The organism is Zobellia uliginosa, assembly GCF_900156625.1.
Classification (GTDB): Bacteria; Bacteroidota; Bacteroidia; order Flavobacteriales; family Flavobacteriaceae; genus Zobellia; species Zobellia uliginosa.
In genome coordinates this window covers 86,119-111,977 of sequence record NZ_FTOB01000007.1, presented here as the reverse complement: position 1 = coordinate 111,977, position 25,859 = coordinate 86,119, and the positions used below count along the sequence as shown (strand labels likewise).

Genomic DNA, 25,859 nt, shown 5'->3' with positions numbered 1-25,859 from the left:
AGATTGCCCTGTGAAGTCAAGATGAGGAGGAGTCGAACTGAGCCCCATGCCAAAAGACCTTATCTTATCAAAACAAAAAACCCGGAAAGCGAGCTTCCCGGGTTCAATATCATTTTTAACCTTTTAATCTTTATAGTCTACTTTTCTAGTTACCGGGAAAACCTTCCCATCTCCATTCGTTTATACCATCCCTTACGCGATTCCGAAAGGTCAGTTTTTCCTCTACCTCATAATCCCTCTCGCCATCGCTGTACTTATAGCTTAAAACGAACTTTCGTTTCACGGGATCCCAAGTACTCTTTCCATTAGGAAAAACTTGATATACCGACGCTGTATCGGCAATGATTTCCACTGAATTATCCTTGGGGTCGACCTTTAAGCGCATATGGTAACCATCTCCCCCTCTAGGTCCGATACCATCAAGGTCTACCGTATCCATCATGATAGAGGAAAGGGTTCGAATCGGTGTATTGGGGCCATCTAAATCATCCCCATATACATATACTGTATCAAGTACTTTTGTTGCGGTAAAAAATTGCTTCAACGATCCCACCTGATAAAAATTACCTTCGTAGGTATTCATTAATTTCAAGGGAATGATCGTCTGTTCCTTTCCTTCTAGAATAGAATCAACCGAAGTTGAAACGATCTTAAAAGGAAGTGCATAATTAAAATCCCTAAGCAAGGTATCCTGCGCCAATTTCAAGGAATCGAATTTCACATCGACCAAACCCTGAAACGAGCCCTTAGGTACCGTAATCTCATCCTCCCCCAAGCTGTAATAATCATCAGGCATAAGGGTATAAGGGGTATCGACCAACAAGGTTTCATCAATTACATACTTTACTTGATGATCCTCGTTGTTTTCCCTTACCCCTCCTAAGTACACGCCTACTTTGATAGACAATCCCTCTCCGGACACAATTGACCTTTGTAATTCAGGTTTAGGAAAATAAACATCGGTGTAACCCGCGGTATCTACAACATAATCCTCATACTCTTCACAAGAGAAAACCAATGCCAAGACCAATGTCAACATTAAATAGCTATATTTCATATCAGTTAAAATTTAATCGTTCGGAAAACTATTGCCATCCAAAATTTTGAATGAGGGTATTCGATTTTAAAACTTCATTACGAGGAATAGGGTTGTAATACATATATTCCTCAAAACTCCTAGATTCTATTTCGGTAGCGGTATAGTTAAATTTATCGCTAGTTTCTTTCCCGACCTTTATACCTAGTACGGGCTGGTTCAATTCTTCCAAGGAAACTTTCCAACGGCGTACATCGTAATAATATTCACCTTCAAAAGCATATTCGATACGTCGTTCATTACGTATCAAGTTCCGATAGGCATCAAGGTCGCTTATTGCAAGGTCGAGATATTGATCGGTAGTTATACCGGCTCTTTTTCTAATGGCCGATAGCACTTCTTTGGCCGAAAACACCATATCCCCCCCTTTTCCGGAAATACCATAAGCTTCGATGGCAGCCTCGGCAAAATCGAGATATAGTCCGCCACGATCAAAAATAGGATATACTTTATAGTCCTTTTTATTGGCATTGGCCTCTACATCGAGATTGATGTTGTCGCTAAGAAACTTTTTCAGGTAGTACCCTGAACGGGTGGCCTGTTTACGTATACCTCCCTGAGCATCTTTACCTCCGGCAAATACTTCGATAAAGGCATTTCGAAATTCATTTTCCCCATTGTGGAAAACAAAACGTTCAAAACGGGGGTCCCTATTCGCATATGGCTCAACGGGATTGTAAATACTATTCGGATCCGTTATCGGGTATCCCAAGCTATCGGGAAATACCTCGACCAAATTTTGACTAGGGTTCCAATCGCCATTTCCGAATAGGGAAGGTGGAAAATTTTGGGATTCAAGGCTGCCGTTTTCGCTGAAACTCCGCCTCCAAAAATGGTCGGGATTATCTACATTATTAAAGTTCCCAAAAGGTTGTAGATCTTTTATGGCCCCTTCATCGATTGCCGCAATGGCATCATAAGCCGTATTTGCCGCTTCTTCCCATGAAATTTGCCCGAAAGCCGGACTAGCCGCAAAAAGGGCCATTCTAGCGCGTAAGGCCCAAATCATTTCACCCGAAATTCTACTGGTAAGCCGAACGCCGTCTACATCACCATCACCTGCATAACGTAGCAGGTTAATATTGGTAAGGGCGCTATCCAGATCTTTTTGAATATTGGCATAGCTCTGCATATATGTACTTCGGGGTATATCGTTGGCGCTATCAATGGTAAGTACTTCATCAATAATCGGTATGCCCAACATGGTATTGGGGTCTTGGGCAGATGGTCCTGCAAAATTCTTCAGTAAGATCCATTTGTAATATGCCCTCAGACCAAAAGCCTCTCCTCTAATCCGCTTCTTTAAGGCTTCAGCGAACTCTTCATCAAAGGCGTCATAGGTAACGTTAAAGCCCTTTTCAAAAAATTCGTTGATATGAAGAATCTTGCCAATGGCCGAATTCCATTCCCCGCTTACCGGGGAAGACTCAGCCGTAGCCCCTGAAACGGCAGTACGCGAAGGACCGCTTTTTCTCACGACATTATGGGTCTGTGCATCTAAGGATATCCATGGTGAATTTCGAACAGAGCCATAGGCCGGATTTAAAAAGCTTTGTGCCCGGCTAATGTCGGTAAACACTTCTTTAGTGGAAACATTGTTAGATGGCACCACCTCAGTAAAATCATTGGAGCAGGAGATGCCCAGCAATGCTACTCCAAAACAAAATAGTATATTTTTTTTCATTGTTGATGGTTTTATTTTAAAAGGATACTTCTAACCCCACTTCATACGATTTCAATACCGGGTACTGTGAATATCCCTTATTAGGACTTGGCATATAGCGGTCTTTAACCGATGATAAGACAAAGAGGTTTTTGCCCGAAGTGAAAAACGTAATTTCCTTGATAAACGATTTTTGAATTAAATTTTGTGGAATCGTATACTCCAACGTAATGCTCCTGACATTGAAATACGAGGCGTCTTTTAACCAAAATGTAGAATTCCTGTAGTTGTTACTGTTAGACAGTGTGGTCAACCTTGGCAATTCATTGGTAGCCGGCCAGCTTTTCGACAATTCTTGAGCATAGGCATTTGTTCCCCTGTTCCAATAGAGTCCGTCATTGAAGCTTCCTCCGGCCACACCGTCGCCGTGCAGGCTAAAGGCCCAGTTTTTATATTTCATACCATAGTTCAAACCATAGGACAATCTTGGTGAGCGTCCTATTTCATGGTAGTCTTTTTCATCTATGGTACCGTCTCCATTATAATCTTTATATCGGATGTCCCCTGGTTTTACCTCGCCGAATTTTGAAGGTACGGCGGCGTCTATTTCCGCTTGATTCTGAAAAATTCCATCGGCTTCCAAACCAATGATACGACCTCCTTGATTGCCCATTTGATTTCTTGCTTCTTCAGGATAATCAATCGAGTTGGATTTGGTTACATATGTGGTGTTATACATGGCATTTGCACCAATGGAAAAGCGAAAATCGCCAAGTTTCTTTCGATAGCTTATACTTCCGTCGAAGCCTTTTCTCTCATTGTCGGAAAAGTTAATATAGGGCAGGTAATCGTCATTTGCCGCCAATAGGGCGTATAGGTTGTTCGGAACCACCAACTCGTCGTAGTTACGTATGTTATAATAATTGATCTGTCCGTTCAACTTATGCTTGAACATCTGAAAATCGAAACCTACGTTAAGGTATTCCTGTTTCGGCATTACAATGTCATCGGCTCCCGTAAATACGCGACGATATCCCCCAGATGAAGAGGTGGCCCCTACGACACCGAAGGTTCCGGCACCTGATCCGCTATATTGATCATCTTCTAGAAAAAACTGGCCAACAGGACGCCCTTGCATACCGTAATTCGCCCTTAGCTTAAGAAAATCCAACCATTGAGCATTCTTCAAGAAATTTTCCTTGTGGGCCAACCAGGCTACACCCGTGGCATAGGTAATCGTACGGCGTTGCTTTTTTTGTAATTGTCGTACCGCCGAGTTCATCCAATTTCCTTCGAACACATATTTTTTAGCCATTAAATAATTGGCCCTAAAACCAATATTCCTATAGTGTTCTTCCTGTCCTAATTGGCTACCGCTTTTGCTTTCCTTGGTATAAACCAAATCGGCGGTCAAATCATGATGGTCTCCAAAACTTCTATCGTAATTGAAGGCCGCTTTTATGAATTGGTTTCGGTCGACCCGATCTCCTAATTTGGCCCACCCTGTATCGGTCGCTCCCTTGGTATAATTTCTTAAAACCAAAGTATCTTGTCCCGTGAGTGTTTTGGTAAAAAAAGGCTCGGCCATATCGACCGTTGGGTCTAACCGCTTTGAAAGGTTGTTATAGCTATAAAGCCCTACCAGACTACTAAAACTCAACCCTTTGGCCAAGGTCGACAAATCAAAGTTTAGACCAAGCCTGGCATTGGCGTCCCTTCTGGTATCTTCTATAATGGATCCATGTGCCAGATTGACCAACAAGTTGGTGCCATACTCGGGGTTTCTTGCATAAATAGAATCATTGATCTTAAACGGCAATGCGTTTGCGGGATATTGATACATTGTATTGAAGGCATCGTCGCCACTCATAAGGGGCGCCTTTCTTTTGTTGAAGCTCCCCCCTATTCCAAGATCCACCGAAACAAAGTCGCTTACCTTTATCTGAAGGTTGTTGTTCAGGCGTAGTCGCGACAATTTTCTTCCATCGCCTTCACTTTCAATCCCATCGGTAGTATAATACCCCAAATGCGAAAAATACTGGGTGATTTCGTTTCCTCCCGAAAATTCCCCCGTAATATGTCTGTAGTTCGCCAAATCGCTGGCAAATTTCTTATGGTAATCTTGGTTGGGATTCCTTACGGTATCCCTTTTGTTGGTATATGCATCTATTGTATTTTGATTATATATGGGAGATATACCATCGTTCGCCAAAGCTTGGTTATAGTTTTTCGCATAATCTTGGGCGTTCATCATTTCAGGCAGAAATGTCGGTGTCCGTACCCCTCTACGCACTTTAAACTTAATAGAGCGATCTCCCTTCAAACCTTTCTTTGTCTTTACGATCATGGCCCCGGGTGCTGCGGTAATTCCGTACAGGAACGAGCTTCCATAATCCTTGGCCAATACGATATTGTCAACCTCTCCCGAGGTCAACACCAGGTTTGACGGTATTCCATCCAAATACACCTCACCAACACCCGCACCGCGAACGCTATTGCTAAAGTTTTCTACTTCAGGAGAAGCCGATCCGTAATTGGAAGTGAGTCCTGACAACCTTCCTGCCAAAGCCTCTTGCACAAATGTGGTAGGATAATCACTCAACTCGTCTCCTGTAATGCGTTCAACCGAACCCGTAATCCGTTCGAAGGGCAAATCTCCATAAGCCACACTAATTTTGCGATCTGCATCAATAGTGCCCCATTCCTTAAGAATGATCGAAGTACTTTCGAGTTGACCGTTCGTTACGTTCACTGTAGTCCTTTCAAACCCTGAAGCCGAAATAACCAGTACATCTTCCTTGTTCGTACGTATGCTAAAAACGCCATTAAGGTCGGTAAATGTTCTATTTTTTGAGTTAGAAGCCATTATTGTCGCTTTATCGCACACCTCACCGGCCTGGTTCAATAGTGTGGCCGAAACCTCAAATAGTTCACTTGTATCTTGAGCCATACCCTTATGGGTGCTTAACCACAACAGAGCAGTGATTACTAGATATATGGGTCGTAGTTTTTTCATTGTTAGATCTTTTATTATTAACATACTACCAGCCTGGGTTTTGTTTCATTTCTGGGAGTTCAAAAATCTGTAAATCACCTAATCGAAGTGGGTAGCGGTAATGTTTCTCTTCAAAACGTCTCTCTATAGGTATTTCAAATCTTTCGAATCGCACACCCGTGGGCGCACTGGCGTCATCGATAATTTTTACGCCATGAAAATTGTAATTGTCCAGCTTTTCATGAGCGATTCTCCAACGGATCAAATCGAACCAGATATGGTATTCGAAACACAGCTCTACCTGAAACTCATTTCTTACCCGCTCTTGAAAAACGGCATAATCGGTAGTGAATTCCGGTCGAACATCTGCCATACCCACTCTATTACGAACGGCATTCAAAGCCCCAACTGCCGTAAGACTGGACCCCGGTACGGTCGCATTCGGGTTCTTATAGGCCTCATTGACCGCTTCAGCGTAGTTAAGGTATATTTCTGCCATTCTTATATAGGGCGCATTAAGGTACTTGCTGTCGTCATATTTTTTCTTATTCCATTTATCCGGCAACATTTTTCGAACCAAGTAGCCTGTTTTTGAGTTTCCAAAATCGGCCCCATTGGGAGTGGTACGGTCAACCCCTAAAGGATCGGTTCGCATATCAATGGTTTCATTTTCTGATAGTTTTGACCAAGTACTGCCGTGATACAATATATTCTTGTAAAACCTAGGGTCTCTATTGTCATATGGATTTTGGTCATCATACCCCGATCGGGAATCCGTAATCGGCCATCCATCGGCGGTTTCGTAGAGGTCTACCAGTTCTTGAGTAGGACTTAGCCCGGCGTACCCTCCGATATTGATCCAAAGCCAAGTATGGAAGTATAAATTGGCACTGGGTCGAGAAGGTTCGTAATAGCGGGGCCAAACCCCTTCTATGGTGCCCGGTTCAGTATGGAAAATATGGTTGTAATCCCCTTGATAAAGGCCCACTTTATCACTTGTCTCCGAAAGTTTGATCAAATCCCACGCCGCTTGGGCCGCTTTTTCCCATAATTCGGTATCACTTTCATTGTTCAATGTGTAATTAGGACTTGCTGCCGTAGTCAGCGCCCTTGACTTAAGTGCCATAGCCGCTGCCTTGCCCATTCTCCCCATCATAACCGGATCATTCAAATAACTGACCTTGGGCAAATATGCAATTGCCGAATCACAATCGGCGACGATATCGGTAATCTGTTGCTTGTATGTAGGCCTTGGTAGATTTAAATCGGTTTCTGGAAATATTTTCTCCTTAATATAAGGCATGGCACCCCAACGTTTGGAAAGCTCATGGTAGCCCAAGGCCCTAAACAAAAAGGCTTCCCCTTTTACTTGATTTTTCTCTTCCTTGGTCATTACGTCGGAGGTTACATCATCAATACCATATAGAATTGAATTTGAAACGTATACGGCCTCCCACATATCTTCCCAGGCCATTTGGAAATCAGGATTTGCAAAACTCTCGTTTACGGCGGCCACCCAATCTCCCCGCATCACTTTATCATTTCCCCCTACACTTCTGGTATTGAGTACTTCTCCCGAAAACTGGCAACTGTTTCCGTAGTTTTTTCCACCTCCGGCACTTTGTCTTCCATTATAATCATATCGGCTTTCGAAAAACCACTCCATGGTATCGTAAAGCCTAAAGGCCATACCGTTGATTTTGTTTTTGTCCCTCCAGATATCTTCCTCTGTCAGAAAACTTGAGTTCTCGTCTCGTCTATCAAGATAATCCTCACAGCCTACCAATATGACTATAGAGAGTATGAGTAGTATATAGTTATATTTCATCATTATTGTTTTTTAGAAATCGATATTTAGGGTAAAAATGTATCTCTTTACGAGGGGATAGGCCCCATAACCTCCGGATAGTCCATTCCCCCCTTCAGGGTCCCCAAAAGGAACATCGGACCAGGTATATAGGTTTTGACCGGATAGATTGAACTTCATACGCTGAATGCGTAACAAGCGCTGTAGGTAAGCAGATTCCAAAGTGTAACCGAGCGTTACGTTCTGAAGCTTTAAATAGGCGGTACTCAATACATTGGCATCACTACGTTTTCTATAAAATCGTTCGCCTGCATTGGAAAAAGCCGGAAATTGTGCATCTTGGTTCTCAGGGGACCAACGATCCAAATGCACGGTTTTAGCCTCTAAAAGGTGTTGGTCAAAGTTTGGATAGTATTTATTGGTCGAATACGCTACACCATCCTTTCCGAAGAAACGCACACCGAGGTCAATACCTTTATATGACAAATTGGTATTAAATGCATACAGAATGAAAGGCTGATTCGTCTCTTCCATCGGGACATTATCATTGGCCTCAATTTCTCCGTTACCATTGAAATCAGAGTAAAAATAATTTCCTGGTGCATTGCCTCCACTAATAGCAGGTGCGTTAACGGCCTGTTCGAAATTATTGATATAGCCGTTGGTCTGATACCCACTGATCCAACCAATGGGCTTGCCTTGTTGTTTTTGGTAATCAGGTGTGAGCGCCTTATCGGCCCGGTAGACGATCCGGCTATCGGCAATGGTAAAGTTACCTCCTAAGGAATACCTGAATCCACTTGGGGTCAAGTGACTATAATTAGAGACCACTTCAATACCTTGGTTTTTAGACTTACCCTGGTTAATAGGGGGAAGTCCAACTTTACCAAGGGAACCGAATCCCGGGTGGTAATACGATGGAACGGGATTGGATAATAAAATACCCTCTCTCCTTTCCTTATAGAGATCAACGGCCAAGGTAAGGTCGTTACTTAACAGGGCAACATCAAAGCCTAAATTCTGTTTATAGGCGGTTTCCCAAGTTGCATTCGGGTTGGCTATCTTGACCTCTCCATACCTCGGTGCCTCGTTAGCCGCGGGTAGACCGAACCTCATATAACCCCACTTACTGGAGACTTCATCCCAACCACCTAAATACAGAAATCGGGGAGAGTTCTTTTGATTGCCCGTTTCCCCATACGAGTAACGCACTTTAAAATCATCTAACCAAGGCAGGTTCTTTTCTATAAGAGGTTCTTTGGCGATGTTCCAACCAATAGCCGCTGCAGGAAAGAAACCAAAGCGTTTTCCCGGGGCAAATTTTTCAGATCCATTATAACCCGCACTAACTTCGAATATATAGCGCTGCTTATAATCATAGTTGGCCCTACCGACCCAGTCCTCACCGAAATACGGCAAATCTGTAGCGCTTAAACGTCTTTCATTACGGTTAAAAACCCCTACAAAGCCTACATTATGCGAACCGAACTGACGATGATAGTCTAACTTGGCCTCGTAATAGATGTTTCGAATACTACTCTTGTAGTTTTCACCTCCCGTACTGTGAAAGTCAAGATCGGAAGAATTATAGTTTTGTCCTGATTGCTCCCTCCATTGATCGCGTTCGGCATCATAAAGCCATTCACTTACGTTCCAACCTTCCCTTTTTTCATATTCGTAGGCGGTACTGTAATTAAACCGTCCCGAGAGCAACAGCCCCTTAGTGATAAAGTCCAGTTTTTGGGTAAGACCTATTTGTATATCCACCACATCCCTTCTGAACTTACGCATCCCTGAGTAATTCAAAGCATTGTATGCATTAGCTTGATACGGTACCTCGGCCCCTGCGGCCGCTAAACGTATACCCCCTTGGTTAGGCGCCAAAGGATCCGGATGGGACGCTACGAATTCTTCAGGGTAATACAAGGGGAACAGATAAGGCGTGGCCTGATCTATAAATTTGAATACATTACTAAATTGATCGGCCGCAACCTCGGTGTTCGGTGTTTTCCGCAATTCCGATCGCCCTGAAATATCTGTTTTTAAGGTCGTGGTCTTGGTAAGGTTGAAATCTAGGTTCGTTCTAAAGTTATACTTGTCGTATGAAAATTCAGGACTGTAATAACCGTTTGATTCTTCCGTTTTTACGATATCCCCAACATGGTTCACACTGAAGGATGTAAAATACTTGACAAAATCCGTTCCTCCGGAAACGTTGATACGGGCATTGCTTTCCCATCCAACATCCCGTATGAGGGCATCGTACCAGTCAATATCAGGATAGGCATAGGGGTCACGATCAGGATCAAGAAAAGTATCGATATACCGTTGCGACCTTAATCCGTCGTAAAAGCCTGAATTTTTTATGGATTCTTGCCCGAGGGTCAATACGTCGTAAGACCCAAGCTGGTCAGGTATATCGGTCAATACTTTGGCCGTAATACCTCCGGCCACACTAATTTTAGGCGCCCCTATCGACCCTCTTTTTGTTGTAATCAAAATAACCCCGTCGGCACCTCGAACCCCATAAATAGCGGTTGATGAGGCATCTTTTAATACCGATATGGAAGAAATCTCCCCCGGATCCAATTGCGAAAACCCACCGGCAGCTTCCACTCCATCGACCAGAATCAACGGAGAGTTATCCCCATTAAAACTTGACACCCCTCGAACGGTTATCTTAGCGTCGTCGGCACCAGGTTGCCCCGTATTGATTTGGGTAAACACCCCCGGAAGCCTATCTTGTATTACCTGAGAGAGGTTGGTGATACCCGTGCTTACTAAATCCTTTCCCGAAACATCGGATACGGCCCCGACGATATTGCTCTTTTTTTGCGTGCCATAACCAATGACTACAACTTCGTCTAAGCTTTGTGCCTCTGGCAATAAGCTTACATCGATTACGGATTTTCCGTCAACGCTATATTCTTTGGCAATGAAACCGATATAAGTAAAAGTAAGCTTATCATTAGGCCCGACTTTAATACTATAGTTTCCATCGAAGTCGGTTACGGTTCCTTTGGAAGTACCCTTTACAATGACATTTGCACCCAAAAGAGGCTGTCCCGTTTCATCGGTGACCTGACCAGAGACCTCAATGGTTTGAGCACATATTACCTGCATGGAAATAGCAGCAGTGATGATACAGATTATTAGTTTGAATTTCATAGGTTATTCGTTTTGAAAATGCTTCTTTTATAATTGAGATCAGTCTTTTACCAATCGTATCCCGAACATCATCCCTGAGTGGTAGTCAAAATATCTGAAAGTATTATTGTAGCTCGCGTTCAGCTCCCAAACACCGTAGTTTCCATTGTTGACCCAAAGATTGGCCCTTGACTGTTCTAGAGGTACCCTAAAGCCTTCAACAAAGTCGTTCGATGAAGGATAGCGCCATCCTGCCGTTTCATAATTGAGTCCATAAATATTGGCCCCACCGTCATGCCATTCGCTTAAAAGGTTTCTAGGATGACCCGCATACGCCTTTAATGTATTTATATCCGAAGGTTTCATAACATGCCATCCTTCCGGTGCAATGGCACTTTCTACCACCCACCAAGAATACACTCGACCGTAGGTGTTCACCCAATTCGATGGAAACCCGTCCACAGCGGGATGTTCGTTGTAATAAAGAGCGTTGACGTCATCTTTTACCAATTCATTAAGTCCTAGTTGATTTATTTTTTCACCATCGGTAAAGCGGGTTGCCCTCAAGTTTTGCGACATCCAAACCTGTGTGCCTACCCTTACCCATTCGTAATGGTTTACCTCATCGCCCCGAGCATCTCTAATGGAGCCTGTCATTTGAGGTGTGAACTGTAAAGGCACCGAGCTCGATTCATTGCCATCGGCATCTTTTGCAACCACTACGGCGTAGTAAGTCCTCACATCCGTTATATCACTCGGTATATCACTATTTGGTACTTTATACTCCGTTTCCGTAAGGCCATCGGCCACTTTATTCAATGGCGGATAGACCGTATCTATATAGACATCGTAAGCCACCGCCCCGTCTGCTTTTGCCCATACGAGCGATTCATCTAAAGAAAAGACCCCGTTTACCGCAAGATCTTGAACTATAGGTGCCCCTGGGGCGCCAGCATTTAAAATAGTAAAACTGAATACCGAAGATTCGGTAGTGTTCCCCATGGGATCGCTAGCCTCAATACGCCAGTAGTAGGGTTTGTTTATTTCCAAACCTTCTGCATCAATCTGGGTCGCAGAAATATTTTCGCCCAGTTTTACATTTGGGGGAGAAACCTCATCGAGAAAAACCGTGTACGTAACCGCATCATTTTCAGGATCTGGGGCCTCATTCCACTTAAGGGTGATATTACTCGAATATTGTCCGCTTTTGTGTTCCGGAGAAGTTGCCATAGGCTCGTCGGGTGCCCCTGGTTTTAATTTTTTGAACATACGGACTTCACTTGCAGAATCATTTATAAGGTCGGAAACCTTGACCTGCCAATAATACACCTCACCGACCTCAAGGTCGATAGGGTCCATGGAATAGGCCAGTTCCTTTGTGGTAGCGACCTTTTCCTTAGGAGGATTTGTTTTTCCAAAGAAAACCTGATACTGTAGCTCCTCCCCTTCACCCGCAACCACCTCTTGCCATGTAAACTCTAGCTGGTCACGTACAAAGATGTCATCGGAAGGGCCGTCGAGAACCGGTGCATCCGGAGCAGGAATACTACTAAAACTCCAAATCTCACTGGCCGCCCTATCGCTGCCGTTATCGGCATGCACCTGCCAATAGTAAACTTTATCCTTACGAAGCTTATAATCCGTTAAGGTATAAGTCGTGGCTTCCAATTTACTGGCTTGGGAGAAAAGCTTTGTGCTATCTAGTCCCAAATAAAAATCGTACTTCAACGATTTTTGCATTGGATCGGTAGCTTCCCAAGAAAAGGTGGGGGCAATGTCAATTCCATCACTCTTATCACCGGGTGACTTCAAGCTTATACGCGGATCGCTAAGCTCGATGGTTTCTTCATCATCGTTGTTACATGAGAGAAGTGTGATTACGGACACAAAACTTATGACCATTAAAACTTTTTCTATGTACTTCATAATTTCAAATGGTTGGTTAAAAATCGTATTCAACTTTTCGCCGAATAAGGACTGGTGGATTTACTTTAAGTAGACAGATCAAAATCGTTCGGATCATGGAACGACATCGGATTATACAGTCATTACCATCTTGAAACACAGTAGGTAAATTGGTATCCTGAAACTTGTTTTCTTAGTGTAAACTCGTCCAAATATACCGGCTGGATTATATTTTCAGGGGGGATATATATTTCAGTTTGAGGTTATATTTTGTTCTAGGTGGAGAAAATCGCTGAAATAGGAGGTCGTATTGTTCACAAAACATTAAGTTTTATTTAAAGGTTAAAAACTTCATAAATATGTAAGATATGTATTACATTATTTATTAAATCAAATTGTTTCCCTATACATGCTTGAAAAAAACATACCCTATATATCAAATAAGACCATCTCAGGAACGGTTTCTTTTTTGTACTTCGCCATTAGGATTGAGAAATGGACCGTGGATAGAACCAAAATTTCACGTTTATGTTTCCGAATAGTAAATTTACCTAGAGAAGGGGTATTGGCAATTGCTTCGTATGGGACAAAAAAAACGCCGTATATAACAGCGTTTTTTTATAAAATGTAAGAAGTTGTACTTATTATAATGCCCTAATATGGACCGCCAATCCATTTTTGGCCAACAGGGTATGATTTATACTATCTTTTGAACTTACTTTTCTCGTTTCTATCGCTACTTTGGTACGGGCATCGCTATTGGCATCATCCGAATATAGCGTAGCCTCATATGCCTTTCCTGCATCAAGAAAATCTAATGCAATACGAATATCCTTCCCGGTCGACCCGCTTAAAGCCCCAATAAACCAATCATTGTTACTTTTACGGGCGATTATGGCGTATTCCCCAGGGTAGCCGTCCAATACCCGTGTATCGTCCCAAGTAGTAGGCAGGGCATCGTACCATGCCAATTCAGGCACTTCCTGTATAAATTCCTTTGTACCGCCGGCACCTTCTTCTCCCGGTTTAGAACCCTCAGGCCTATCGTACCAGTATAAAAATTGCCATGGACTATAGATACAAACGGCCTTAGCCAACTGCGAGGCATGACTGCCCATTTTCTCTTCTACCCTTGGTGCGAAATAGCAATTGGTCTGGTCTCCGGCCCCGGCGATCATACGCGTAAAGATGGTACTTATGACCTCTCCATTTTCGGGTGATTCCTCATCTCCCCTGATTCCTTCTTGGGTCATTAGGTTGGGATAGGTTCTCGAATATCCTGTAGGTCTGTACTCATCGTGAATATCGACCATAAGCTCGTGTTCCGCGGCTTTTCGTACGGCATCGTGCAACCAAACGGTCCATTCTTGCGGGCCTACGTTCACAAATCCGTATTTTATTCCACTTACGCCCCATGATTTCAACAAGGGCAAAACCTCATCCAATTGTTTTTCCAAAGCCCTTCTGTTCACATAAAGAACGACGCCTACGTTTTTACTTTTGGCATACTCGATAACATTCAATAAATCGAGGGGGCCCTTAGATCTTTTAGGGTCAATCGTAATCGTAGTCGCATCGGAGGCATCATCATATTCATTACCGTACCAGCCGGCATCGAATTCGATATACTGTAAATTGTGTTTTACCGCGAAATCTACACAGGCCATACCGCCTTGGGTTGTAAGCGTGGTTTCCCGTATGATTTTTCCCGGTCTTATATATGAGGTGTCGCTTATCTTGTTCGGTTCGTTCAGGTTCAACAATAAATAATTGTTCTCTAATAGTTGTGCCGGTCTTTTCGCCGCCATGACAAAGCGCCATGGGGTTTTGTCAACCGTGTTGCCCAATACGACCTTACTGCTCAATTCTGAAACCAGCGTACCGCTTTTATTGAGGTCACGTCTAAGTTTCATCCGCGCATAATCGACTAGTGCGGCTTCGCCGATGGCCGTAAACAATGAATCTTTGAGTTGTACCAGCAAGGGGCGCTCCACTACCGTATCTAGTTCCGATACCTTCCTTTTGGAAATCTCGCTCTGTGCCCTTACCGATGACCACGCCGTAGCGGTCGGTGACACTGAAAATTCGGTGAGTTCTTTATCAATGCTACCCTTTACTTCCTTAAACTCGTACCGGAAGGCAACCCCTTCATTATATGCCCGTACGCGGAGATTGTATAAAGCCCCTTCGCCCTTTAGTTTGATGAGTGATTCCTTATAATTTTCGGGATAGCTGTTTTTTTCACCATAGACGGGCTTCCAACTTGAGTTGACCTCATCGGTCTCTACCGCTTCTATTTCAATGGCCGAAACTGCTTGCGTTCCATTTTCCATTTGAACCCCCAGACCGGAACTTGCAATTACTTCTTGGCCTTCAAAACTAATTTGGTACGAGGGCGATGTTCCATTTCCCGTATTGAAGGTAAAGCTGTATTTATTATCAGGACTGGTAAGGTTCACACTCTCCGTGTTGTTGTCTCCCGAACATGAAAATAATAAGACGAAGGCAAAAAATGAAAATATAGGTATTAGGTGTTTTTTTGGTCTTCGTAAGAATTTGTTTTTGCGCATAGTTTAAAGATTAGTTTAATGGTTAAGAACGAAATAAAAAAAGCAAATATGAGCGGATACCACTCATATTTGCCCTAAGATAAAAAGTATTAATAACCAGGATTCTGCTCTAAGTTAGGGTTTGAGAGCAACTCTCTTGGTGGATAAGGAAACAACATTCGGTGTGGCTCTATCGAAAATTGGAAATCTTGTGGATAACCATCTCCGGCACCAGGTGCCGATTCGTTCTGGTTCGGATTAAAAAAGCCTTCTAATTTCGACTTGGTATAATCCAATCCTCTTCTCCTCATATCGAAAAGCATGTTCTGCTCATAGGTCAGTTCCAAGTCACGTTCGATAAAAACGGCATCCCTGAAATCATCTTGGGACAATCCTGACAAAACAGGCAAACCAGCTCTTTCCCGAATGGCATTAAGGCCGGTGTAATCGGCTGCGCCCAATTCATTGGTTACTTCGGAATGCAATAATAAAATATCGGCATAGCGTAACACAGGAAAATTGTTAGGACAGAAAAAGTTGTTGTCCAATTCAGCGCCAACGGCCCTCCATTTCCCTTGATAGGCTTGGGCCTGGGGCCCATCTTCCATGTGTAGGATATCGCCTGCCTTAAAAGGTGGCTTGTCGTTTAAAAGTTGATATTCCGTTACAATGGTCCATTTATATCTCGGACCTGAATCATGAGAGGCATACCACTTGGCGAATTCAGGGGTTACCCCGTCTAAGGCCGAGCCTCTAGAGAAATCTTGACCACTGGTCCAAATACCTTCAGTGGCATCATTTGGCGTCATATACCCGAACATTCCCCTGTAATTTTGCACAAGGCCCTCTTTCTGAATAGAATACATCATTTCAGAATTGTTCTCATTCTGCCAATCCCACAAGTCCTTATAAGGGGTATCCGATTGCACCAAACTGTATTGTCCGGATTGTATAACCTTTTCCAATAAGGTTTTGGCTTCCTCTAAATTCGACCGGTCGTTCAAAGGAGCTCCGCCCATTGTGATATAGGCCTTTGCCAGCATACCTTGGGCCGTTCCCTTAGTTATATGCCCCTCGTTGAAACCTCTATTGGTATATTCACTTCTTGTAGGCAATACCGCTGCGGCATCCTTAAAATCTTGGATTAAGAAGGCATAGGTTTCTTCAATACTGGCCCTAGCCGGAAACAAGTCGTCCGTTAGGGTCTGTGGCTTATCTACAATTGGCATTCCGCCCCATAGACGTACAGCATAGAAATAGGCCATACCTCTAAGGAATTTAGCCTCGGCAACAATCTCCGCTTGTCGTCCGGCGTCTTCCATTTCAATTTGGGGGGCTTTTTCGATGATATCGTTAGACATCCTCACCACATCCCAAAGGCGTTCCATAATATCGAAGTATGCCGGATCACCGAACTCGTTGTTCCAACTCCATGTAGAGAGGTTGTTCCTTGGATGTACTGCCCTGAAACTATATTGAAAAACCGGCGTTGGAAATTCCGTCGCCCAAAACATACGATGGTTAAAAACCACCAACATACCCATAAAATGGTGGGCCGAATTGACCATGGTCTCTATTGTGGCTTCCGTAGGAAAATCGGTATCGCCAAAAGAATTGTATACCTCTTCTTCCAGATAGTCCTCACAAGAGGTCGAAGCAAAAAGAAGACTTAAAATTAAAATGGTGTTTATATATATCTTTTTCATCTTTTCGTCCTTTTAAAAGTTAAAATTCAAGCCCAACGTATATGTCCTAGAAAGCGGATAAACCCCAGCGTCAAAACCTTCACTAAAGGCTTCTCCCCCACCTGAATTCACATCGGGATTGTAACCGTCGTAAGTCGTAAGCGTAATTAAGTTGGAAGCATTGAGATAAATGTTCAGTCCACTTAACAGACCGATATCATCGGGAAAAGTATACCCTAAACGAATGTTCTTTAGACGAAGGTAACTGCCGTCCTGTATTTGTCTATTGTCGAACGTCAACCCTTTTCTACTATTATTGGCACTACTATTGACAGCAACCAAGGCGTCCCTATTATCAGGAGTCCAAAAATCAGAATTGATAGCCTTGTCCACATCACCCGAGTAAAACATCACGATATCGGAACCAGTGGTTCCCTGTAAGAACAAGGATAGATCGAAAGCTTTGTATTTGAAACGGTTGGTAACCCCAAAAATATAATCAGGTTGTCCCGTTCCCAAAGATTCTTGGTCGGCATCGGTAATTATACCATCTCCATTAATATCCTTGTAAATATAGAAACCTTCTTGATGCAAGTTTCTTTGAGGGTCCATATCTACAGGCCAGTTGTCCGCTTGTGACTGGTCTCTGAATACCCCTTCAATTACATATCCGTAAATCTGTCCGGCAGGCTGTCCTTCGTATAAACGCGGCCCACCCCTTCTGTTCCATTTGGCTACTTCAATATAAGGCTCTTGTGTGTTGGGGTCGATATTCGTTCCCTCACCTACATTGGTAGCTTTAGATTCAATGTGGGATACGTTTGCATTAATGTTCCATGAAAAGTCCTCAGTTGAGGCAAGGACGGCGTCTATACCAAATTCCAATCCCGTATTGCGCAATTCGCCCAAGTTCTGAATGGAAGAATCGAAGCCGGTACTTTTAGGTATAACTACAGGCAGGATCAAATCTTCGGTATCCTTTAAATAATAATCGAAAGTAAAACCAAGTTTTCCGTTCAAGAAACGCGCATCTAGACCAACATTGTATTGGGTAGTCGTCTCCCATTTCAAATCAGGATTCGATATTCTTGACAGGTTGACCCTATTTACGATTTGATCGTCATAGCTATAGGTTCCACCAATGGTCCATAGGCCAATGGCACTATAGGGGTCAAGCGAGCCATTACCGGTCTGACCGATACTCGCCCTTAGTTTTAAGTTGGAAACGACATCTTGGTCTTTTAGAAAATCTTCTTCGGTCGGGCGCCATGCCAAGGCCAAGGAAGGAAAGAATCCCCATTTATTCGATGCCCCAAATACAGACGAGCCATCTTGTCTTACGTTAACACTGGCGTAGTACTTACTTTTAAAATCATAGTTCATCCTTCCGAAAAAGCCAACGGTTTGCCACTTTCGTTTACCATTACTCAAACCTGCGGTTTCAATATTACCCCCACCTAGGTTTTCGGTACCCAATTCATCGGTCGCAAAATCTTCAATACTTACATTGAGGTTAGATATTGTTTGGGATATTAATTCAACCCCACCTACCACATTTAGATTATGGTCGCCAAAACTATTGGTCCAAGTAAAATAACCATTGGTATTGGTGCGAACGGCCTCTACCCCATTGATTCTTGCCTGTCCATTTGGCACAGGTGAATCAAAATAGGTCAAGGTTCTTTTCTGATAGAATTTTCTTGTTGCATCGGAATAATCTATACCGGCACTCCCGGTAAAGGTCAATGATTTTGTTAGTCTAAAATCGGCCTGTACATTACCCAAAAGTCTATTGGTGAATATTTGATCATCGATATCCTGTAAAATCTTCAATGGATTGGTGTACTGTTGACTCACCTTCGAATCCGTATACCAAAGTCCGGTAGACTCATCGAACCATTCCGGGTCATGAATAGGTGCCTGCCCCAAAGCATAGGTTACCGTGTTGTAATTGAACCCTGCACCAGCTGGCACTCTTTTATTTATCGACCTACTCAATAATAGATTTGTTTTTACATCTATAAAGTCGCCCAATTTTTGGTCAAGGTTCACCCTAATCTGGGCATCCCTATAACCGGACTCTACCATAATCCCCTGTTGATCCACATATTTACCAGAAAGCAAATATTTTGTTTTTTCATTACCTCCCGTAAAAGCCAGTGCTATGTCTTGGGTAATGGCAGGACGATAAATAAGGTCTTGATAGTTAAAGGTCTTGGCATCTTCGGCCACCGGATGATATTTATCGGAACCATTGAACCTTACATTTTGTGGTGCAACGCCCCCATTGATTTCACGTTCGGTATACCTTCTTACATATTCCGGGCCATCTAATGTTTCTATTTTACGGATTATGGTCTGGACCCCCGTAGAATAGTTCAAGTTCAGTTTTGTCTTTCCGATATTACCTCTCTTAGTGGTAATCAAAACTACCCCGTTGGCACCTCTACTTCCATAAATAGCGGTAGCTGCGGCATCTTTCAATATTTCGATATTGGCAATGTCGTTAGGGTTGATAAAGGATAGCGCATTGGGACGAACCTTGTTCGTATCGTTACCGGCTCCGCCACCTTCGTTCAAACCTCCTGAAACATAGAGGTCATCGTTATCACTGTTCACCGGGAAGCCATCTACAATATAAAGGGGTTCCGTAGATCCCGTAATCGTACTGGTACCTCGTATTCTAATGTTGATTCCACCACCTGGTGAGCCATCTCCTGTTGTAACCTGAACACCGGCGGCCCTACCTTGCAAAAGGTTACTGACCGTATTGGTCGGGATCTCACTTATGTCTTTACTACTGATTGAAGCTACTGATCCGGTCAAGTCACTTCTCTTTACCGCTCCATACCCCACAAGCACCACTTCATCCAAGGCAGTAGCATCTTCGACCATGGTAACATTAACCACCGTTTTTCCGTCTATTGCGATTTCTTGTGACTTAAGTCCGATAAAGGAAAACACCAAGGTAGTTACCCCCTTTGGTACGTTTATCGAATAGTTTCCGTCAAAATCGGTTTGTGTACCCGTAGTCGTACCTTTAGCCAAAACGTTGACCCCTGGCAATGGTTGTCCGCCTTCATCGATAACGGTTCCCCTGATTACCTGGTAAAATGCACCCTCGCCCATACCCATGGTATTTACAAGTCGTACAGCGGTAATGCCGTTTTGCGCCAATGCCGATATATGGGGTTCATCTACCCTTTGAATTTCGGAGTTGGTCAGAACAATCTGTTTTTCAATCACCGTATACCGGATGTTCGTATGCTCCAAGACCAAGTCAAGAATTGAACTGATAGGCTGGTTTCTTACGTCTATGTCCACTAGACGTTCAAGATCAATAGATTCTTGGTTGGCCAAAAAGTAAAACTGACTTTCCTTTTCTATTTTATCGAGAACCTCACCAAGTCTCACATCGGTCATCTTTAGCGATAGCTTTTTGTGCTGTGCATACGAATCGTTCGCAAAAACACTGCTTATCGCAACTATAACCAAGAAAAAGGTAATTCTCATGATTCTTAAAATTTTACGCAGGGTAAGCATTTCCGCTCCCCCTCGTTTCGGTTTTTTTTCCATAATTTTGTAATAGTTTAGTAGTTATAATTCGGTTGTGACTTCTAATCGTCATAACAGGAATGTGTTGCAACCACTTTCCTGTTTTTTTTTGTTTTAAGGTTATACCATAGGCATCGTTTTTAATTTTGGTTTAGTTGGTTTTCTTTAATCATCGAACCGTGATTTTGACCTTTCGCTTTGAAAATTGAAAGTGTCTTTCGTCCTTTTTTCGATCTTCGATATGATAGTCTATTGGGAAACTCATTTTTAAGAGCCGTAATACCTCCTCGATATCCTCGTCTACAAATACCGCTCTCAACCTCAAATCTTTTCCTTTATGGTTTTCTATGGCAACATCAATATTGTACCATCGGCTCAACCGCTTTGCCACCTCTTCCATCGAATCGTTCCGAAAGACCAATTTGCCATCCTTCCAACTCGAAAATTTATTGTCGCCTACAATGTTCGAGCGACTCACACTGTTCGTCTTCGCATCGATAATTACCCTTTCACTGGGCTCCATTGACAATTCCTTTTGATCACCTTTAGGCTTTAACAAAACCTTTCCCGATTCTAAGACGACATCGGTTTTTTCTCCCTTATAGGCCACTACGTTGAACTTTGTGCCCAAAACGGAAATATCTACATCAGGGGTCACCACATTAAAGGGCCTGTGTTTATTCTTCTTCACATCGAACCATGCCTCCCCTACCAAATAGACATCACGGGTATCTCCAAATTGCGGTGGATAAGTAAGGGTCGAGCCACTATTCAGCCAACCTGTGCTTCCATCGGGCAAAGTAAATTGAAGTTTTGACCCCAAGGGGGCATTTATACGAATAGAAGAAACTTGATCGAGGACGTTTTCTTTTTGCCCATTTGTGTATATTAGATACAGTAGTCCCAATGGCAATACCAACATCGCCGCAACACGTGCATAGGCCATCCATATTTTCCGAAAGACGTCGGATATATTTTTACCTCCTATACAACCCGGCTTGACCATTGGTCTTTGAAACAGATGCCCTAGGTTTCTGTCGGGATAATTATCATCTTGGGAAAAGGCTTCCCAATGTCGTGCCAGTAGCTCTTTTAATTCTTCTTCCCGTTCAGCATCCGCAAAAAGAGCCTCTATGTACTTTCTATCCTTAGGGGTATCTTCTCCTGAGAAGTAGTCAAGAATTCTTTTTTCGTCTAATTTCATCTTCATCGGAAAAGCTTTAGAAATAATAAAAAGGCACTACTATTAAGTAATATCCCGTATTGTCCCTATTCCCCTATGCCAGAATAAGTTTTCGTTAAATTTTGTTAAAGAAAATGGAAGTATTCCGTTGAGCGGGCACCCCAAGTCCATGCCTTTTAGGTAAAAATTGAAGACCGGCGGGCCGTATTCGGTTACAGTACGAGCAGCTTTAAACTTTGAAACAAAAAGGAGTTATGCACCTTACCAGCCACGTAAATAAGGATATACACCCTAAACAAAAACTTATGGAGTCTTTTAAAAAGTTCTTTCTTTTTCTTGGGCCTGCTACATTTCCAGCGCCCTTTGTTCTTCGATACCGTTCAGATGTACCCGAAGGTATTTTAAGGCCAAGGTAATCTGGTTTTCAACGGTTTTAGGGCTTATTCCCATCTCTACGGCAATATCCTTTACGGGAAGGCCTTCAAAACGGCTTTTAATAAATGTCTCCTGCCTTCTCTTCGGCATTTTGGCTACCAAGTTTTTCAACCTTTCCATGGTAAAATTGTAATCCAATTGATCCGTGGTAGAAAGGTCAAAGCCTCGCTGCACGCCTTCCGATGCCAAATAATCGCGTACACGCCCCCGTCTTATGAAGTTTTTTTTGATCAAATTATAGGCAATTGTAAAAATATAGGCCTTAAAGGAATTGTCAGGTTTGAGGTTTTCCTTCTTTTCCCAAATTTTAGCAAAGACATCTTGCACCACCCCCTCGGCCTCTACGGGAGATTTTAAATACCCCAAGGCAAAATAATACAGCCTTTTATTATATCGGTCGAACAGTTCCCTATAGGCCACATCACATCCGAGTTTGAGGTTGATTACTGAAACTTGATCACATTCTTCCACTATTTTTAAAGTGCTCATACTTTCTATTTTTGGTGGTGCGCTTAATTCGTTTGTATTGGATAATCGATTTCCATAATGGCGGCCATGTCTAAAGTGACATTTGTATGGGCCATGACTTTTTCAAAGAGTTCTTCTGCCAACTTTCTTCCTCCCTCAATACCTTTATAGCCTAAGGCCATTAAATATTGGCAGTGCATTTTATTCCTTAGGTCAAGGTTTTCATCCCAAATCATCAAATCGGGAAGGGAAACCGCGAAATAGTCGATTTTAACCTCATCGGCAAGGTGGGCCTCCCCGTAAGAAATCAGTTTTCCAAAACGCTTTAGAGCTTCTTTTTGCTTTTTCAGTTTTATCAAGGCAAGGCCCTGATAAAAAATAGTTTCAGGTGGCTGATCATTGTAGAACCATACCGCCATTGGCTCGCTGACACCCGAAGCGGCCTTCCCCCAAAACAAATTGGCTTTTTCAATATGGCCAAGCCCTTCAAGGGCACAGCCGTACCAGTAGTCGATTTCGTTCTCATGGGCCCCCGGTAGTTTACCTTCACCAAGGTTATGCGGATAGGTTCTCGCCTTTTCCAAACTTTCCATGGCGGCCTTAAAATCCTTTTTTACAAAGGCCTCGCGCGCCATACCTATCAGACTCGATGTATAGGCTTTGGTCACCTTGCCTTCCCCCCCTTCCCATGGATGGAACTTCCTTTCCATAATCCATTCGTAGGCCTGCCTATATTTCCTTTCTATGATCAAGAGGTAGGCTTTTTCAATATACAGGTCATCCCGAAGCAATACCAAATGTGGATATTTCTCAAAATTTTCAAACCGAAATGCCACCGATTTGTTCAGCCGTTTATAGAGTTGATCACGCTCCATAAAAATTCGGGCATCGTTGGGATCTAATTTAAAAGCCATCTCCATAGATTCAAGGGCCTTATCGAAATCGCCCCTTTTATTGTAATAGGCCAAGGCCAGGTTTCTATGTACCGTTGGAAAAGAAGGGTCGTTCTTGACCGAGTTTTCCCAACACGAAATAGCATCGTCGTACTGGAGGGCGTTATACCAAAAATTACCTAAGTAGTAAGGAGCCTTGGCACATTCAGGATAGACATCTATAGCCGATTCAAGGGCCAGAACAGCTTCCAAACGGTGCGGGAAGCAATAATCGGGAAGCGCCTTCTCGGCAACTTTTATGGTTTCAAGGGCAGCGCTATCTTTCCCTGACCTAGTCAAAAACCAGGCTTTAAAGTACAGTGCCATCGGATAGTGAGGTTCGCAGTGGGAGACCCCTAACCCTATCAGGGCTACGGCCTCATCGAACAAACCGGCCCGGGCATAATCCAACGAAATTTCGATATAATTATGAATATCGTTGCGCATGAGCTCGATCAGTTCTTCTTTAGCCCCTTGGTTCCCCATAAGGTACTTTTCAAAATACAATCCGAAATTGAAAAGGTCTTTGGATAAGGATTCTTCGATAAGCAATAGGGCCTGTTCGGTTTCCCCTTGCTTTCGGAGTACGGCCACCTTTAAGTGGCGCGCTTTGTGATTATGCCAATTGCGTAGCAATGATCGGTCTACGGTATCTAAGGCCGCAACCCAATCTTGCTTCATACAATCAAGGAGTGACAGCTGAAAATACCCTGGATCCATAAAGGAAACGTCCCAAACCGACTTATAAAAAGCGTCATAGGCTTCGGCGTACTTGCCTTGGTAAGACAGCGAAAGCCCTAGATTAAAAAGAGGCTCCCCATCCAAAGGATTGGGGTTGCGGTCTATCTGCCTGTTGTAAGCCTTTAAAAAGTAGGGTTCTGCCTTCCCAAACTTTCCTTTCCCCATTAACCATAGGCCCATGGCATTATTACAACGGATATCGCCCGGGTCGCGCTCCAATGCCTCTCGGTAGTACGGCAGGGGATCATAAGTGGCATGCCGATATTGCTCCAAATGAAGTCCGTTCAAAAACAGCTCCTCATTTGTTTCTATATCCTTAGGTTCCCGAGCCGCCTGCGCCGGCTCGGGAATGGTATTGTCAGCTTCTTTTTCCGGCCTCCAATCTAACAGAACGCTTCCGTTCTCCAATAGGATCGAAAGTTCAAAGTCAGGTTGTGACAGATTGGGATCGATACTAAGCTCCGAGGCATACGATCGGCCCGGCCTAAAGTCATATTTTTCCTCTAAGAGAACCTCTTCTTTACACTTAAGTCGTACGGTAGCCTTGCTATAGACCGCAGTGGTGTATGCCTTGACAAGGGCCTTACCTTCTTCGAATTCGAGGTTCAACATCGCATCTTTTGATGCATTCTTCACCACGCCCAGATCTTGGTACGGCATAAAGTACTGTGAAAACGATTTTTCCTCGTAAGGCTTCAGCCATGTAAAATCGGGTTGGTTATCGGTATAGACGCCACACATCAGTTCAATATAAGGGCCATTGGCATCGGTAAGGTTTCTGTCCCATGCCTTGCCAAAGTCCCCATTACCCCAAGTCCATTGTTTTTTTCCAGGGGAAATATGGTGATTGGCCACGTGTAGCAGGCCTCCCTTAGAATCGTTTTCGTAGCCCCCGACAAAATTGTAATCCGATTTCATGGCCATGTACGATGTAGGTACGGGAATATTCGCGTATCTCGAAATATCGGTACCCGGGGAATAATCAAACTTATAATAGACCCCTTTGGCAATCGGAAATTCGGAAACATCGCGTTTACCGTGATCGAATACGGCGGTAACATCGGGAGGAAAAACAGACTGATAGTCATCATTGACCGCCACTGCCGGATTGGCCCACCATAAAAATGTTTGTGGCCTATCGGTGCGGTTATAGAGGCTTACCTTAATTTCTAAATAGGCCTTATCGGGATGCAAGGTAAAGCCGGCCATGCCCTTGGTTCCTGACATCCGCTCCATTTCACTGCACCAAACCGTTTTGCTCCGATCATCATTTTCGGCAATGCTATAATCAACGGGAAGGTAGGTAGAAGGACGATGATGCTGTGGCCAGTTAAATTCGATACCTCCCGAAATCCAAGGCCCGGTAAGTCCGACCAATGCCGGTTTTATCACCTCGTTATAATATACAAAATGGCGTTTTTTTACTTTATCGTAGGCCATTTGTACACGTCCTCCCAATTCGGGCAAAATCATAATTTTTAAAAAATCGTTTTCGAGAAAACAGGCCAACCATTCCTTTTCGACCTTTTCGTCACTTATTTTCTCGACTACCGGATAGGGGTATACTTTTCCGCTACTGCCTTGATACACCCTTTTTTCAAGAAAAATGGGGTTCTTTTCGGCAGTTCCGATTTCATAGGTAGGAATCATTATTTTTTCGCTCCAGACTTTTACGCTCATTACATCATTTCATTTAGC

Annotated in this window: 12 protein-coding genes; all 12 read right to left on the bottom strand. The window is 43.3% G+C overall.

Translation table 11 applies throughout. The features are described 5' to 3' along the window. Positions 1–145: 145 nt before the first annotated feature. The 12 genes from BW980_RS19040 to BW980_RS18980 all read right to left on the bottom strand — a co-directional run bounded on the left by BW980_RS19040 (position 146) and on the right by BW980_RS18980 (position 25,841). A complete protein-coding gene (locus BW980_RS19040) occupies positions 146–1,057 on the bottom strand; it encodes a DUF1735 domain-containing protein (RefSeq protein ID WP_083690543.1) in 912 nt (303 codons plus the stop codon). Between the two features lie 28 nt (positions 1,058–1,085). Then, positions 1,086–2,780, bottom strand: coding sequence for a RagB/SusD family nutrient uptake outer membrane protein (locus tag BW980_RS19035; RefSeq protein ID WP_076456747.1), 1,695 nt, complete (start codon positions 2,778–2,780; stop codon positions 1,086–1,088). Between the two features lie 16 nt (positions 2,781–2,796). Next, complete coding sequence (locus tag BW980_RS19030; RefSeq protein ID WP_175609923.1) at positions 2,797–5,775, bottom strand: SusC/RagA family TonB-linked outer membrane protein; 2,979 nt, start codon at positions 5,773–5,775, stop codon at positions 2,797–2,799. 25 nt (positions 5,776–5,800) lie between these two features. Next, the gene (locus BW980_RS19025) at positions 5,801–7,585 is read right to left on the bottom strand and encodes a RagB/SusD family nutrient uptake outer membrane protein (protein ID WP_083690541.1); all 1,785 of its coding nucleotides are present in this window, start codon (positions 7,583–7,585) and stop codon (positions 5,801–5,803) included. Positions 7,586–7,594: 9 nt separating this feature from the next. Further along, complete coding sequence (locus BW980_RS19020) at positions 7,595–10,729, bottom strand: SusC/RagA family TonB-linked outer membrane protein (protein WP_076456744.1); 3,135 nt, start codon at positions 10,727–10,729, stop codon at positions 7,595–7,597. Between the two features lie 39 nt (positions 10,730–10,768). Further along, positions 10,769–12,634, bottom strand: a complete 1,866-nt coding sequence (locus BW980_RS19015; protein ID WP_076456743.1) for an FISUMP domain-containing protein — start codon at positions 12,632–12,634, stop codon at positions 10,769–10,771. Positions 12,635–13,257: 623 nt separating this feature from the next. Beyond that, positions 13,258–15,183, bottom strand: a complete 1,926-nt coding sequence (locus BW980_RS19005) for a glycoside hydrolase family 97 protein (RefSeq protein ID WP_083690540.1) — start codon at positions 15,181–15,183, stop codon at positions 13,258–13,260. Positions 15,184–15,272: 89 nt separating this feature from the next. Next, positions 15,273–16,868 carry a RagB/SusD family nutrient uptake outer membrane protein gene (locus tag BW980_RS19000; protein WP_076456741.1) on the bottom strand — a complete coding sequence of 532 codons (1,596 nt, stop codon included), beginning with the start codon at positions 16,866–16,868 and terminating at the stop codon, positions 15,273–15,275. Positions 16,869–16,880: 12 nt separating this feature from the next. Further along, positions 16,881–20,423: a TonB-dependent receptor gene (locus BW980_RS18995; RefSeq protein WP_076456740.1), complete on the bottom strand. Its 3,543-nt coding sequence runs from the start codon at positions 20,421–20,423 to the stop codon at positions 16,881–16,883. A gap of 148 nt (positions 20,424–20,571) precedes the next feature. Then, positions 20,572–21,612: a FecR family protein gene (locus BW980_RS18990; RefSeq protein ID WP_076456739.1), complete on the bottom strand. Its 1,041-nt coding sequence runs from the start codon at positions 21,610–21,612 to the stop codon at positions 20,572–20,574. 318 nt (positions 21,613–21,930) lie between these two features. Then, positions 21,931–22,509 (bottom strand): RNA polymerase sigma-70 factor, encoded by a 579-nt coding sequence (locus tag BW980_RS18985; protein ID WP_083690539.1) that lies wholly within the window; start codon positions 22,507–22,509, stop codon positions 21,931–21,933. 23 nt (positions 22,510–22,532) lie between these two features. Continuing rightward, on the bottom strand, positions 22,533–25,841 hold the full coding sequence (locus tag BW980_RS18980) for a DUF5107 domain-containing protein (protein WP_076456738.1): 3,309 nt from the start codon (positions 25,839–25,841) through the stop codon (positions 22,533–22,535). Positions 25,842–25,859 lie beyond the last annotated feature (18 nt).